At 53.1% G+C, this 14,099-nt stretch carries 15 protein-coding genes and 1 pseudogene; 10 read left to right on the top strand and 6 right to left on the bottom strand.

Features of this window, described 5'->3' with window-relative positions; genetic code table 11:
* Positions 1–272, top strand: a 272-nt coding sequence (locus MPRO_RS12895; protein ID WP_158651811.1) for a transposase domain-containing protein, incomplete at its 5' end; no start/stop codon positions are given.
* 49 nt (positions 273–321) lie between these two features.
* Here the strand turns inward: MPRO_RS12895 and MPRO_RS12890 are convergent.
* From MPRO_RS12890 to MPRO_RS12875, 4 genes are all read right to left on the bottom strand, one after another.
* Positions 322–1,362 (bottom strand): LacI family DNA-binding transcriptional regulator, encoded by a 1,041-nt coding sequence (locus MPRO_RS12890; protein WP_216821302.1) that lies wholly within the window; start codon positions 1,360–1,362, stop codon positions 322–324.
* Positions 1,363–1,426: 64 nt separating this feature from the next.
* Entirely contained in the window at positions 1,427–2,107 is a 681-nt protein-coding gene (locus tag MPRO_RS12885; RefSeq protein ID WP_067293044.1) for an alpha/beta fold hydrolase, read from the bottom strand.
* Positions 2,107–2,832, bottom strand: a complete 726-nt coding sequence (locus tag MPRO_RS12880; RefSeq protein WP_216821301.1) for an HpcH/HpaI aldolase family protein — start codon at positions 2,830–2,832, stop codon at positions 2,107–2,109. Before MPRO_RS12880 ends, MPRO_RS12885 begins: the two co-directional genes overlap by 1 nt.
* 68 nt (positions 2,833–2,900) lie before the next feature.
* Positions 2,901–4,037, bottom strand: coding sequence for a cupin domain-containing protein (locus MPRO_RS12875; RefSeq protein ID WP_067293038.1), 1,137 nt, complete (start codon positions 4,035–4,037; stop codon positions 2,901–2,903).
* Positions 4,038–4,455: 418 nt separating this feature from the next.
* On the opposite strand from MPRO_RS12875, the gene MPRO_RS12870 reads away from it, so the two are divergent.
* From MPRO_RS12870 to otnI, 7 genes are read left to right on the top strand one after another with little or no spacing between them, the layout of a single operon-like run.
* Complete coding sequence (locus MPRO_RS12870; RefSeq protein ID WP_067293035.1) at positions 4,456–5,451, top strand: TRAP transporter substrate-binding protein; 996 nt, start codon at positions 4,456–4,458, stop codon at positions 5,449–5,451.
* Positions 5,452–5,508: 57 nt separating this feature from the next.
* Positions 5,509–6,030 (top strand): TRAP transporter small permease, encoded by a 522-nt coding sequence (locus tag MPRO_RS12865; protein WP_067293032.1) that lies wholly within the window; start codon positions 5,509–5,511, stop codon positions 6,028–6,030.
* 20 nt (positions 6,031–6,050) lie between these two features.
* Positions 6,051–7,328: a TRAP transporter large permease gene (locus MPRO_RS12860; RefSeq protein ID WP_067293029.1), complete on the top strand. Its 1,278-nt coding sequence runs from the start codon at positions 6,051–6,053 to the stop codon at positions 7,326–7,328.
* 47 nt (positions 7,329–7,375) lie between these two features.
* Entirely contained in the window at positions 7,376–8,641 is a 1,266-nt protein-coding gene (gene otnK / locus MPRO_RS12855) for a 3-oxo-tetronate kinase (RefSeq protein WP_067293026.1), read from the top strand.
* Positions 8,634–8,810 carry a hypothetical protein gene (locus MPRO_RS25810; RefSeq protein WP_158651810.1) on the top strand — a complete coding sequence of 59 codons (177 nt, stop codon included), beginning with the start codon at positions 8,634–8,636 and terminating at the stop codon, positions 8,808–8,810. The genes otnK and MPRO_RS25810 overlap by 8 nt, the downstream gene beginning before the upstream one ends.
* Positions 8,807–9,475 carry a 3-oxo-tetronate 4-phosphate decarboxylase gene (gene otnC, locus MPRO_RS12850; protein WP_067293023.1) on the top strand — a complete coding sequence of 223 codons (669 nt, stop codon included), beginning with the start codon at positions 8,807–8,809 and terminating at the stop codon, positions 9,473–9,475. Before MPRO_RS25810 ends, otnC begins: the two co-directional genes overlap by 4 nt.
* Positions 9,453–10,229 carry a 2-oxo-tetronate isomerase gene (gene otnI / locus MPRO_RS12845; protein WP_369406730.1) on the top strand — a complete coding sequence of 259 codons (777 nt, stop codon included), beginning with the start codon at positions 9,453–9,455 and terminating at the stop codon, positions 10,227–10,229. Before otnC ends, otnI begins: the two co-directional genes overlap by 23 nt.
* 417 nt (positions 10,230–10,646) lie before the next feature.
* On the opposite strand, the gene MPRO_RS12840 is transcribed toward otnI, so the two are convergent.
* The gene (locus tag MPRO_RS12840; RefSeq protein WP_067293017.1) at positions 10,647–10,898 is read right to left on the bottom strand and encodes a TetR/AcrR family transcriptional regulator; all 252 of its coding nucleotides are present in this window, start codon (positions 10,896–10,898) and stop codon (positions 10,647–10,649) included.
* A 341-nt stretch (positions 10,899–11,239) separates the two neighbouring features.
* Between MPRO_RS12840 and MPRO_RS12835 the strand changes: the two genes are divergently transcribed.
* A complete protein-coding gene (locus MPRO_RS12835) occupies positions 11,240–12,040 on the top strand; it encodes a DUF547 domain-containing protein (RefSeq protein WP_067293015.1) in 801 nt (266 codons plus the stop codon).
* A 7-nt stretch (positions 12,041–12,047) separates the two neighbouring features.
* Here MPRO_RS12835 and MPRO_RS12830 read toward each other — a convergent pair.
* A pseudogene (locus MPRO_RS12830) lies at positions 12,048–12,272 on the bottom strand (GlcG/HbpS family heme-binding protein); the annotation flags it as partial.
* 472 nt (positions 12,273–12,744) lie between these two features.
* Here MPRO_RS12830 and MPRO_RS12825 point away from each other — a divergent pair.
* Positions 12,745–14,067: an FAD-dependent oxidoreductase gene (locus tag MPRO_RS12825; protein WP_102136305.1), complete on the top strand. Its 1,323-nt coding sequence runs from the start codon at positions 12,745–12,747 to the stop codon at positions 14,065–14,067.
* Positions 14,068–14,099: the final 32 nt, after the last annotated feature.

The raw sequence follows: 14,099 nt of genomic DNA, 5'->3' as shown, positions 1-14,099 counted from the left end.
TTGATGATGGCGCTATCCCGATCGACAACAATCGGGTGGAAAACCTGATGCGACCTTGGGCGCTCGGGCGCAAAAACTGGTTGTTCGCGGGCTCATTGCGCAGTGGCCAGCGTGCCGCCGCCATCATGAGCCTGATCCAGTCCGCCAAGTTGAATGGGCATGAACCCTATGCCTATCTGAAAGATGTGCTGACCCGGCTACCGACCCAAAAGGCGAGTGCAATCGGCGAGCTACTTCCGCACAACTGGAAAGCGCCAGCTGACAAGGTGTGATCGCCGTTCGCTTACGGTCGGTTACGGCCAGTTACCTCTCGGAACTAGGTTAGCCAGTCAATTCGCGAAGGGTGCCACGCTGCACTAAAGTGACAGGTAAAATGAGGTGAGTGCAGCGGTTATCGTCCCTCTTGATCTGACACAGCAGTATACGTACAGACTCTTCCGCAATACGTTCAATGTCTTGGCTAAAAGTGGTGAGTTGATAACCAACCCAAGCAGCTTGAGGAATGTCATCGAATCCGATCAGTTGCAGCTGATCAGGAATAGATAACCCCATCTCACGCGCAACATCCATCACCCCAATAGCGATCAAATCGGTTGCGCAAAAAAGGCCGTCAGGTGGCGAGGGCATAACCAGTAACTCACGCGCGGCAGCCCCCCCCGCTTCATAACTAAAATTGGCCTGATAGACTAAGGGGGGGTATCCAAGCAGTTGCTCGATACGTCGACAAAAACCGCTCTCACGCTCCCTGTTAGTGGATGTGGCGTGATCCCCTGCGATAAAAGCGGGTCGGAGACAGCCTCGCGCCACCAGCAGCTCGGCTGCCATTACACCACCGCTGGCATTGTCACAGACCACACAGTTAGTATTAGCTCCTCTAGCCACCCTACCAAGCTGCACGACAGGGATGTTTAAATCCAAGCATTCTTCCACTAAGTGTGACTCTAAGGTCGAGGACATCACGATGACACCTTCGACCCTGTAATGGAATAACTGCGGAATCGAGTGATCACCATCCGCATAAGTATCGAAGGGGATAAGTATGCTGGAGTAGCCTTCTGCCACTAGCGCCCTGGTCAAATACTGCAGCGCCTGTGTGTAAATTGGAGACTGAGTACTAGGAAATACAATCCCGATGAGTCCAGATTGTTGCGTGATCAGACCTTTAGCAAAGGCATTAGGCCTATAGCCGAGTGCTTTGGCTGCTTTTAGTACCTTGGCTCGAGTTTCTTCCGACACGCTGCCGCCGGGAGTAAAAGCTCGGGAGACAGCTGATTGTGATACCCCGGCCAGCTTTGCAACATCTATGGAAGTTGAAACCCGATTCCTATTTTTTTGCGCCAGAGGCTTATCCGACTCAATCACCTTTATACATCCTGCCGCTATTGTCTCGTAATAAGAGGAGACATTCTAAGTCAAGGGTACCACACTAGGCTACCAGGCAAGCCGCCAGCAGTTCCGGGTGAGTGAGTGGTAGCCAGTGCCCACCGCCAGCTATCACTCTCTTCTCTGCGAATGGAACCAGATCTAGTATTTCTTGCTGTCGATCCACTGGGCAGAAAGGGTCGGCATCACCGTAAATCACCCGCACACGCATAGTCGCAAAACCCAGCCAAGACCGACTATCACTGCGGGTGCATGCCAACATAGTCTGGCAGGCAAAACGCTCTAGCGGCATTTCACGTGCCATTTGTTGCAGAAGCGCTCGTGAAGAAAGGCTTAACTGACTGAGGTCAGGCTCTGCAACTTGCCCCATCGCCAACAGCGCCGGGCTGCCGTTCTCATAAGCCTGCTGCAATAGCGCACTTCGCCGCTCCTGCGCAGCAGGTGGGTCATCTCGACTGGTGCTTGCCACCAGCAGCAATTTTCCTAACCGTTCTGGCGCTTTCCGGGCAAGAGCGAGGGCGGCAATCCCCCCTAACGAGAAGCCTGCGAGATCAAAACGCAATGGCAGTCTGGACAGCAACGCCTCAATCTCCTGATCCCAACACTGCGCATGACCCAAAGCCGGAGTAAGTACTTCCTGCCCCTCAGGCAATGATGAGATTACAGACCTCCAGACTCTCTCATCACATAGAGAGCCAGGCAACAACACCAGAGGCAGACCCATCAGTAACCTCCATTTTGACCCCAACTTTCTTGCACGCCACACAGGGACTGACAATAGTACTGATAGCTCTTGCGTAATATGCCAGCATCATTACCTGGAGTGACTAGATGGAACCCCTGCTCAACCCTTTTTTTGGCGTTACATTCATCTGCACAGAAAATGCCGACGAACAGACCGCGTGACAACGCAGTTTGCAATACCCGCTCGATCGCCTGCTCCACCTCTGTTATAACCACTCCTGGCATATACCCCATACTGAGCGCCAGATCATTAGGACCTATGTAGATACCACTCAGACCAGGAACATCTAAGATATCGTCCAGGTTATCCAAGGCTTCTCGCGATTCAATCATCGCCAATAACAACAATTCACCTTCGGATTTAGTCACATAATCAGAACCACCATAGGTCAACCCACGGGAAGGCCCAAAAGAACGATTACCGCTAGGCGGATATAGACAAGCAGACACAAAGCGTCGACATATCTCAGCATTATCGACCTGAGGACAAATGATACCGTAGGCACCCGCATCAAGTACCTTCATGATGGTAGCAGGCTCACAGGTAGACACCCGCACCAAAGGGGTAGCAGGCGTAGAGGAAATGGCCTGCAACATGGGCAGCATTTGATCAAAGCCCATCATCCCATGCTGCAGATCTACTGTTACGCTGTCTACACCGGCATGACCTATCACCTCGGCGGCATAGCTATCAGGTAGTGACATCCAGGCATTGATTAGGGGCCGAGTGGCCCGAGCCCGGAAATGATGAAGCAATGGGTTAGCACGCATGGTCACACCTTAAGCAGGGTATTGTTGATGATAAGTCCCGTTTTCACCAGATAGCCATAGGCATCCCGCTCCAGCCCCGCCTCGTAGGCAGCCTGAACCAGCTCGGGTGAAAATTCCGGGTGCTTGCGCTGATCTCCGGCAGTGATTAACAGGCACTCCACGGGCTCTTCACCAATATTGGTAAACTGGCGCCAGATCTGACCGTCAATGGAGCAGGTATCTTCCGCACTCATCTCAACCGTTACTGCCGGGGCACCCTGGTTGTAATCAATACGCATCTGGCCCTGTGTTTGGATAAGCACCATTTTTTCGGCAATGCGGAAGCTTCCCATGGTCTTGCCAACTGGAATCCTGAGCCACTCGATGGTGAAACCATGAGGCGTGGTTATTGCGGGATGCTGGTTGCGATCCTGGGTGATTCCATAACCAATGATGGGAGCCAGCTCAGCGCCATGCCCTGGCAATACAGAGTCAAGCACGGCTCGATCCGAGAACTGACGCTCTTCCCGTGTAACGATTCGACGTCGAATTTCCTCCGGTGAAACGACTCGCAACTCGTCGATAGCTTCCTGGGGAAACGGCTTGATATAAGACTGGCCTTCAGGGAGAGTCTCACCGCTGGCAACATCGACCAGAGCATTCTCCTCACTTAGGTAAAGGCCGGATTCATTGGCGGCACGCATGATATCAGGACTCCAGATCACACCTCCGGTGTCATCACCGCCCAGACAGGTAAACAGCCAGCCATCATCAGGCCCTACGTTGGTGAAACCGCGAAAGATCCAGGTCGGAACCGAAAATACATCCCCCGCCTTTGCCAGATAGGTTGCCTGCTCCCCGTTGGGACCACACCGAAATAGCCATTCGCCGCGCAAACACAAGAATACCTCTGCAGTAAAATGGATATGCAAGTTATTGGTGATACCGTTTGGCATGGCCGCCGCACCGATGTTGAAGCCGTGGGGCTCACGCAGGTTGATAACTTGGCTCCTGCTCTGGGTCACCCCAGGGCCGATAAGTGAGTAATTTTCCTTAGGGACCGAACCCGGCAAACGGCAGTCAAGAAAAGCTTCTGTGCAGGCGCTGTATTCGGCCTTCTTGATAAGCCGTGCATCGGCGGTAGCTTGATCGATAAACATGAGGTTACTCTCGATAAGTAAAAGACGCCATATGAATACGTATTCATAAAACCTCTGTCAAGTTTTTTCGATTTACGCAGCACAAGAACGACAGCAACGGAGAGCCACGACACCTCATAAACACAAATCAATACAAATATCAACATATATGAGCCGACGAAAACAAGAAAAAAACAAAAAAACAAAACCAAGTCGTTGATTTCCAAACAAACAATACGAAAACATTACACGCGCCTATTGACTGTAATGAAAATTTACAAGTTACAGTAAAAACAGGTATTGTTTTAAATCAAGTATGCATCTAGGATTGTGAATACGTACCCATCGAAATTTAGATGGTCGTAAGCCCTGGCATGAAGACCACAGTCTCATGTAGAAACCGGTGCAGCCGCTAAGCTGCGTTATAGCGAGGTCAAATATGAAACCCATATTCAAAATAATAGCGACCACCATGGCGACCTGCCTGTTCATAGGCTCAACCCAGGCAGCCACTGCCATCCGGATTGCCCATGACAGCCAGGAAAGCTCTCCATTGCATCAGGGTTTATTGCACTTTAAGGAAGAGTTAAATAAGCGCTCCAACGGTGATTTTGCGGTTGATATTTATCCCGCTGGCCAACTTGGCGGGGTACGGGAAACTACCGAAATGGTGCAGCAGAACAACCTGCAGATGACCACTGCCGCCTCAGTGTTGATGTCACCTTATGTGCCTGAGTTCAACGTCTTGGATCTGTTCTACTTATTCGACAACCGCGAGCAAGCCCACCAAGTACTGGACGGAGAAGCCGGCCAAGCATTGCTTGACGCTATGGAGAGCAAAGGCTTTCACGGTATTGGATACATGGAACTCGGCTTTCGCAGCTTCACCAATAGCTCTCGCCCATTGAATAGCCTTGAAGATTTTAGTGGATTGAAAATCCGTTCTGCTGCCAATCCAAGTCAGATTTCGGCCTGGCGAGCCATCGGAGCAGCTCCCCAACCCCTGGCTTGGGGAGAGATCTATACCTCTTTACAACAAGGCCTAATTCAGGGTCAGGAAAGCGCATTGCTATCCGTTCATACCCAGCGCTTCTTTGAGGCCCAAAAGTACCTATCATTAACTGAGCACATGTACAGCAATCACGTATGGTTCACTAACAAGGAGTTCTGGGACAACCTAAGTGATGAGCAACAGAGCCTCATCAATGAGGTTGCACAAGAAGCCATCACACTTCAGCGAGAACTGTCAGAGCAGCAAAACCAGGAAACTGTGGCCATACTGAAAAAAGCCGGCATGGAAGTAAATGTAGTGAATGCTGAAACTCGGGCTCAACTGAAAGAAAAATTAAACAACGCCATTGAGAGCGATATCAGATCAAAAACCGGTGACGCTCTCTATCAGACCGTCCTCAATGCCATTGCTGGCACCCGCTAGGGCCTAGCAGTATCTTCTTCAAGGAGAAAGGCATCTTCGGATGCCTTTATAATAAGTATGAAAAAGGTCATTCACTGCTTAGATGAATACTTCGAACCCTCACTGATTGTATTGTCGGTATCACTGATGACGATCTTAGTGTTCGCTGAAATCCTGCTACGTCCATTTAATATGAACCTGCCTTGGTCAGGCGAGATGGCCCGGTACCTCTTCGTATGGGCCATCTACTTAGGAATTAGCTACGCCGTCCGAGGAGATAGACACATCCGGGTAACCCTGTTGATCGATCTATTACCGGCAAGAGGTAAAGCCTTTTTTATGATGCTGGCTGATATCATATTCGCGCTCTACTCAACATTGGTGGTTTACTATGGCTACAGGGTATGCATACGCAGCCTAGAGCTTGGCCAAATCGCGCCGGCATTAGAGGTACCCATAGCTGTACTTTATGCCTCCGTGGTGGTTAGCAGCGCTCTCTGCCTGATCCGACTACTGCCGAACATTAGAGCCCAGGCACACCTTTGGCTGATGGTAAAGCCAAAAAATATCGAAATAGAACAAAAAACGTCAACGCCATAGCCCCGGGGTAAGTTGAAATTATGACATCCGCCATTCTCTTTGGATCATTTATTACCCTGCTTCTGATCGGCGTACCTATCGGTATTGCTCTTGGCAGCGCCAGTCTGCTCGCAATCATGACCTTGCCCTTCCTCAATTTCGAGTTCTTTACGCAAGGCTTGGTCGCCAGTCTCGACTCATTTCCGCTACTCGCGGTAATATTATTCACCATCGCCGGCAATTTAATGAGCCAGGGTGGTATTTCCAATCGCCTACTCCAGGTGGCTCAAACTTTTTTCGGCCACTTTACCGGTGGTCTGGGGATAGTCACCATAGTGGCCTGCATTTTCTTTGGCGCCATCTCCGGCACTGGTTCAGCAACCGTCGCGGCTATTGGACTTTCGATGATTCCGGCGATGGTCAAACAAGGCTACGATAGAGCCTACGCAGGCTCGATGGTAGCTGCCGCAGGAGGCATAGGGGTAATCATCCCGCCGAGCGTAGTCATGATCGTCTATGCAATTGTGGCCGGCGTATCCGTATCCGATATGTTTATGGCTGGTATTCTCCCAGGACTCCTGGTTGGAATAATTTTGTTGCTCTATTCCCTTATTCAGGCTCATCGCCGGGGCTATAGCGGCCTTCCAGAAAAATCATCTTGGGGTCAACGCTGGCAAGCACTAAACCAAGCCAAAGCTGCGTTGCTATTACCCCTGATCGTACTTGGCGGTATTTATTCCGGCCTCTTCACCCCAACCGAGTCCGCAGCTGTTGCGCTAATATATGGTCTGGTACTGAGTCTGTTTGTCTATAAGGAAATCAGCCTTATCAGGCTCCCCAAGCTGCTTTTAGAATCATCCCTATTAGTAGCAACGGTAATGGTCATAGTAGGCGCTTCAGTTGCTTTTGGCCGCATCCTAACCATAGAGCACATTCCGTCGCAAATTTCGCAGTTCATCCTATCGCTAACTGATAATAAGATCCTGGTACTACTTGCCATCAATTTATTATTATTGATTGTAGGGACTTTCCTAGAAACATTAGCCGCAGTAGTGATCCTTACCCCCATACTCTTACCGGTAGTCATGTCCTTTGGCATGAACCCAGTACACTTTGGCATTGTATTGGTAGTAAACCTCGCGATTGGCTTTATTACTCCACCATTGGGTGCCAACCTATTTATGGCCGCCCAGGTGGGGAATATTCCATTTAGCGAGCTATCCAAGGCTATTATGGGTTGGGTACTTGCCATGATTTTTGCCTTGCTACTGATCACCTTTATCCCCGAGATATCTCTATTCTTGCCAAGCACTCTATAAAGAGTGGCAACAACTGACTTATTTTCAATCCAGGTCAAGGAAAAAAGATGGCACAACGTTTAGGTATAATAGCCGATGACTTCACCGGCGCGACCGACATCGCCGGCTTCATGGTGGAAAACGGCTGGCGCGTGACCCAACTGATCGGCCACGGCCCGGCTCAGGTGTCGGAGGACGTGGACGTCGTCGTTATCTCCCTGAAGAGCCGCTCCTGCGCGGTAGCGCAGGCGGTGGCAGACTCCCTGGCGGCGCTGCAGCAACTGAAAGCCCTGAATTGCGGCCGATTCTTCTTCAAATACTGCTCCACTTTCGACTCCACCGCCGAGGGGAATATCGGCCCGGTTACCGACGCGCTGCTCGAGGCACTGGGCGAGCGTTTCACCGTGATCTGCCCGGCACTGCCAGTGAACAGCCGCACCGTCTGCCACGGCAACCTGTTCGTGAACGGTGTGCCGCTCAACGAGTCCGGCATGAAGGCTCACCCGGTGACTCCGATGAAGGATGCCAATTTGCAGCGCCTAATGACGCGCCAGGCCAAGGGAAAAGTTGGCCTGGTGGATTACAACGCAGTGCTGGCCGGCGCAACTGTGGTGAAGAATAAGCTGAACGAGCTTCAGGCGGATGGCGTGAATTATGCCGTGATCGACACCCTGACCACGGTCGACCTGACTGTGTTGGGCGAAGCGGTAAGCGAGCTGAAGCTGGTAACCGGCGGCTCAGGCCTCGGGGCAGGCCTGGCTCAATTCGCTACCGGCGGCAAGGGCGCTGCCGGAGCCCGGGAGCAGGGTGCACCAGTCTCCGGTGGCCGTGCCGTGGTGCTGTCCGGCTCCTGCTCTGAGGTGACCAATGCCCAGGTGGCGGCCTACAAAAACCAGGCGCCTCACCAGCTAGTGGACGCGGCCCGTTGCATTGATATGCCCGAGGCCTATGCCGCCGAGCTGGCTGATTGGGTGTTTGCCCAGCCCGCTACCCCGGCCCCCATGCTGTATGCCACCCAGCCAGCCGCAGAGCTCGCCCGCATCCAGGCCAACTACGGCGCGGCCTGCGCCAGTGAAGCTATAGAGGGGACTTTTGCTACCGTGGCGGCCCGCCTTACCGGCAAGAACTTCAATAAGTTTATCGTGGCCGGCGGCGAAACCTCCGGCATTGTGACCCAAGCGCTCGGCGTATCCGGCTTTAACATCGGACCGCAGATCGCCCCTGGGGTACCCTGGGTGCGGGCACTGGACAAGCCGCTGTCCCTGGCACTCAAATCAGGTAATTTCGGTGATGAGCAGTTCTTTGCCAAAGCCCAGGAGTTTTATCTTGACTGAATTTTCTCTGCGCCCGGAAATGATAGAGATTACCAAATCCATATTTGAGCGTGACTACAGCAGCGGCCGCGCCGGTAATCCGAGCCTGAAGCCGCCGCAAGACAACCAACGGCCGGCCACAGCAACTATTACGCCCGGCGTACCGCTGACTCAGGGGATGATGCAATGAGCGCGAACGAGACAAGCCTGCGAGAACAGATTGCCTATTTCGGCCGCTCGATTTTCGAGCGCGGACTGACAGCCGGAAGTTCCGGCAATATCAGCGTGCGCCTCGACGACGGCTGGCTGATGACGCCCACCAACTGCTGCCTGGGCAATCTCGACCCGGTCGAGATCTCCCGGCTGGACCAGCAGGGCAACCTGCTATCGGGCCAGCCCCCCTCCAAGGAATTTTTCCTGCACGAGGCCTTTCTCAATAGGCGCCCACATGACAGGGTGATCGTGCACTTGCACTCGACCTACTCCACCGCAGTGGCCTGCCTCCCGGATGTCGATCCAATGGATGTGCTGCCGCCGCTAACGCCCTACTCTGTCATGCGTTTCGGAAAGGTGGCGCTGACGCCTTACCGCCGGCCTGGTGACAAACGACTGGGGGACGATATAGCCAAAGTCGCGGCCGACTACCGTGCCGTACTGCTGTCCAATCACGGCCCTATAGTCGCGGCCAAAACTCTGGAAGCCGCGGTCTATGCGATCGAAGAGCTGGAAGAAACAGCCAAGCTGTTTATTCTTCTGCAAGGGCTGCGTCCACGCCTGTTAACACAGGATCAGGTCGACGAGTTAAACCAGGTATTCGTTGCCAAAGAGGCCGATGATGGCAAATCTTGCTGCTAACCTGTCAATGCTGTTCACCGAGCTACCCTTTCTCGACCGCTTTGAAGCGGCCGCAAAAGCCGGCTTCCGTTCGGTCGAATATTTGCTTCCCTATGATTTCGAGCCGCACGAAATCAGGGCGCGGCTGAATCCCTTCGGCCTCACTCAAGCCCTGTTCAACGCACCACCTGGCGACTGGAATGCGGGCGAGCGTGGCATCGCCTGCCTGCCGGGTCGGGAGCAGGAGTTCGCAGCGGGAATCGAAACAGCGCTCGTCTATGCCAAGGTTCTGGGCAACAAGCGACTCCATGTGATGGCCGGCCTGCTGCCCGCTAATCTTGCCTATGAAGACGCAAAGGCCACTTATGTGCAGAACCTCCGCCATGCCGCCCGCAGAGCACAGAAAGAGGGCCTGACCATACTGGTGGAGCCAATCAACAACCTGGACATGCCTGGCTATTTCGTCAATCTGCAGGAAGATGGCGCGGCCTTGATCGACTTAATCAACGAGCCAAATGTGCGCTTGCAATTTGACTGTTATCACTGCCAGATGATGCAGGGCAATGTTGTGGCCACATTCCGCAAACTGCTGCGCTATATCGACCACATCCAAATTGCCGGCGTACCGGGCCGCAACGAGCCCAATGTCGGCGAACTCAATTACCGCTATGTCCTTGAACAGATCGACGCCGCCGACTACCAGGGATTTGTCGGTTGCGAATACAAGCCAAAAGCCACGACAGCCGAAGGACTGGGCTGGATCTCGTCGTTGTAAATCCATGCACTGGGCCAAAGGCGCCTGCGGCCCATAACCCACCAGGGCGCTTAACTACACTAAATCATGTAACTGTTTTATAGAAAAGAGCACCCGAATCAATTCAGCCCGAAACACATTCAAAGTTATTCGCGATTACTTGCTACCCTTGAGCGCAAAAAAATCGTCGACCGCACTCCCAATAGAGACGCCACCGTACGCTTTTATTCTCGGGAAGAAGTGGACGAACTGAATGTACTGCGGCGGATGCTGAATGAGGCGGCCGCACGGCAGATTAAGCTGCCGGCAGAACCCAGCTGACTAGAGGCGCCCATAAACGCCCAGGATGAACACGCCTTAGCGCCGTTAATGAACAACATATGGCAGCAATTTCCTGAGCATCAATTGTGGATACAGCTTTAAGCGACGTCTCGGGACTCAATGTCCTTCGGACTTATAAAACCGCTCGACCTGCGCCAGTAGTTCGCCTCCCATACCGTCTGCGTAGGCGTCCAGCGCTTCGCGATAGAGCCCTGCCTTGTTGCCAAAAGCAGCATAAATACTGCCTGGATGCATATTGAGCGCCTGCTGCAGATCCCGCGTCGAGGTTCCGCCAAACCCTTTCTGCCAGAAAAGCGCCATGGCACTTCTGACCACAGTGTCACGATCAAATTTGGCGACATGAACCATCGGATTAACCTGTTTTCGAATATGCCGCCAGTATATCTTGAGTGCTCCTGACGCTGCAAAATTCCGCGTACCCTGCTCGGCCGAACAGACGGAGACACAAGTGCCCCCTGGTGCCGTCAGACAAAGCTTGCGAACCTGCTGTCGACCGGCGTATCCGCCAGGTGATTAACGTAGTTACTCATGCTCTGCGCCTGTGTATTGACTTTTATTGAGCGATCGCTCAACATCACCCATCACAGACCATCCTGAACAATCGTTCAAGTTCAAGGAAGAGATGGAGATCGAAACAGCGTCAACGATCATAAAAGCCGCCATGCATTTATCCAGAACAGGAATACACAATGTACAAACTGCTGATGCTATTGATCCTGAGCATGTTCACTGTGCAGCACAGCGTCGCGGATACTTTCGACCACAGCGACTGGGACCGATTGCTCAAAGCCCATGTACTCGAACTCCAGCACGGCCGCGCCACACAGCTCGACTACAAAGGTATGGCGCAGGAACGGCCACAGCTTTCTGCCTATTTGGCACGACTGTCGGAAGTTCAGCAGCACCAATTCGACAGCTGGCCAAAGGACGAGCAGCTCGCCTTTCTGATCAATGCCTACAATGCCTGGACCGTCGAGCTGATACTCGGTGCCTACCCCGACCTGACATCCATCAAGGAGCTTGGGAGCCTGTTTCAATCGCCCTGGAAGAAGGTATTTATCCCACTGCTTGGCAAAGAGCGTTCTCTGGATGACATCGAACATGGCCTCATTCGTGGCTCCAAACGCTACCAGGATCCGCGCATTCACTTTGCCGTGAACTGCGCCAGCATTGGCTGTCCCGCACTGAAGGCGGAGGCTTACAATGGCAACACACTCGAACAACAACTGGAACAGCAGACACAGCTGTTCTTGCAGGATTCAAGCCGTAACCGCAACACCGCGCAGCGACTTGAAGTGTCGTCCATTTTCAAATGGTACAAAGACGACTTTGCTGCCGGCTGGCGCGGGGCACAGTCACTGGAACAGTTTCTGGCACTCTATGCCGATGCGCTGGGCCTGAGCGAAACCCAGCTTCAGCGCCTGGGCTCCGGCAACATCGAGATTGATTTTCTGGACTACGACTGGAACCTGAACGATATCCAGCACTGAGCGCCTGTTAGCCTGGCGGGTTGATGCCCTTGTAAAAATGCTCCAGACCCGCCTGCGCGCACTCCATATCCTGCTGAGGTGAGCCAGAACTCAAGCCGATCCCTCCTACGACTTCGCCCTCAACAATAACCGGCAGGCCACCGCCCACAATACAAAGCCGGCCCGCCATGGCGGTATGGATACCGAACAGGTGGTTTTCTCCACCCGGCAAGCAGGCCTGATTGTACTCATGCGTCGTCTTGCGCGCCGCCCCTCATTCACATCCGCAATAGCAACATTATCCCAACCCTCTGCCTGTGTTCTGAAAGGCGCTATCGATCCACTGGATGCATAGACCTGAACCCTTGGTTACAGAGTTTGAAGCCCAGTGCTCCGTCTGCATCGCCAGGTACAATCAATGCCAGGATCCTGCTAATACCACTCAAACGCGCACTGATCTAAAAACCATGCTGCGCATGCCTTGAGTTGACCTTGACCCTCCCTTACACGGCCCCCGGCATCGATAACCCACGAGGCTACGCCAGCCTTATGAGTTTATTTTATAACTAATTGAATTTATTAGAATTATAAAAGCACACAGCTATTCCCGAATAATCCCATCTGATGAAGTTCTTGACAGGCACCAAACATCAGCATTATTCTAAATATATCTTAAATATATTTAAAAGATATCTATAAGCAATTTCCTCTATGGAGGCTCAAAAATGATCTATACCCAAAACCTGCCGAGCGGTTTCAAGAGCCATCTCCCCCGCTTCGGTGAGTTTGATGTGATCGTGGTAGGCGGAGGCCCTGCAGGTATTGCCGCGGCCGTTACCGCCGGCGAGCAAGGCTATCGCGTACTGCTAATCGAGAGGCTGGGGTTCTGTGGCGGTGCTGCTGTCGCGGGTCTTTCCGGCACCATCTGCGGCCTCTACCTGACGGTGAACGACCCGGCAAAGGCAACACCCGAGCAAATCATCTTTGGTTTCGCAGAGCGCTTTCGCGACGCCCTCTACCGCGAAGGAGGCTTGACGGAACCGCAGATCTACGGCAAGACCTGGGTTGCCACGCACGACTGCGCCAAATACAAGAAAGTCGCTACCACGCTGCTGCGCAGTGCCGGCGTGACAGTGCTCTATCACACCCAGATGATCGATGTGATCTCTGAGAACGATGAGCTTAAAGGAATGGTATTGCACACCAAATCGGGCTTTACCTCCGTCTACGCACACAAAGTGATCGATGCCAGTGGCGACGCAGATGTGGTGTACAAGATGGGGCTGAAAACCAGCACCGGTGACAAGGGTGTTATCCAGAACCCCACCATGATGTTCAAGGTGGGTAACGTCAATATGGCCCAGTACCTGGAGTACTGGGGGCAGGATACGATTTCCCCTCCCAAGGTGGTAAGCATGCTGGAGGCTCGCGACGAACTCCTGCGAAAAAAGGTGTGGTTATTCCCTACCGTCAACCCGGGTGAGTTGCTGGTCAATGCCACCAAAATCACCGGCTTTGACAAGCGCGCCCTGAATGTCACGGATCCGGTCGATCACACCGAGGCCGAACAGTTTTCCATCTATCAGGCCGAAGCTTTCTTCAACTTTATGAAGTCCAATATCCCCGGGTGCGAAAATGCCTACTTTATCGACTACGCCACCGAGGTTGGGGTCCGTCAGACCCGCTCCATCGACGGTATAGCACGCTTGACCAACGACGACGTTGTCAACACACGCAAGTTCGATGACGGTATTGCGCGCACGTCCTGGCCCATCGAACTTCACTACGGCGACAAACCCAGAACCGAGTGGCTGGTTGAGGACTACTACGAAGTGCCCTTCCACACCCTGGTCCCCAGAATCGGCCGCAACCTGATCGTTGCAGGCCGCTGCCTGAGCAGTGAGCACGAAGCCCTGGCCAGTTGCAGGGTAACAGCCCAGTGCTTTGAATACGGTCGCGCGGCTGCCCTGGCCGCCGACCTTTCGCTCAAGGAAGACATCGACTTTCAATCCATTGACGGCGTCCAGATCGCTGAACTGATGCGCTAGGAAAGTCTTTGGCTTTGGCCAGAGCGCCTGCG

The organism is Marinobacterium profundum, from assembly GCF_001528745.1.
Lineage (GTDB): Bacteria > Pseudomonadota > Gammaproteobacteria > Pseudomonadales > Balneatricaceae > Marinobacterium_A > Marinobacterium_A profundum.
The sequence above is the reverse complement of the archived record's forward strand: the minus strand, read 5'-3'. Positions and strand labels throughout refer to the sequence as shown.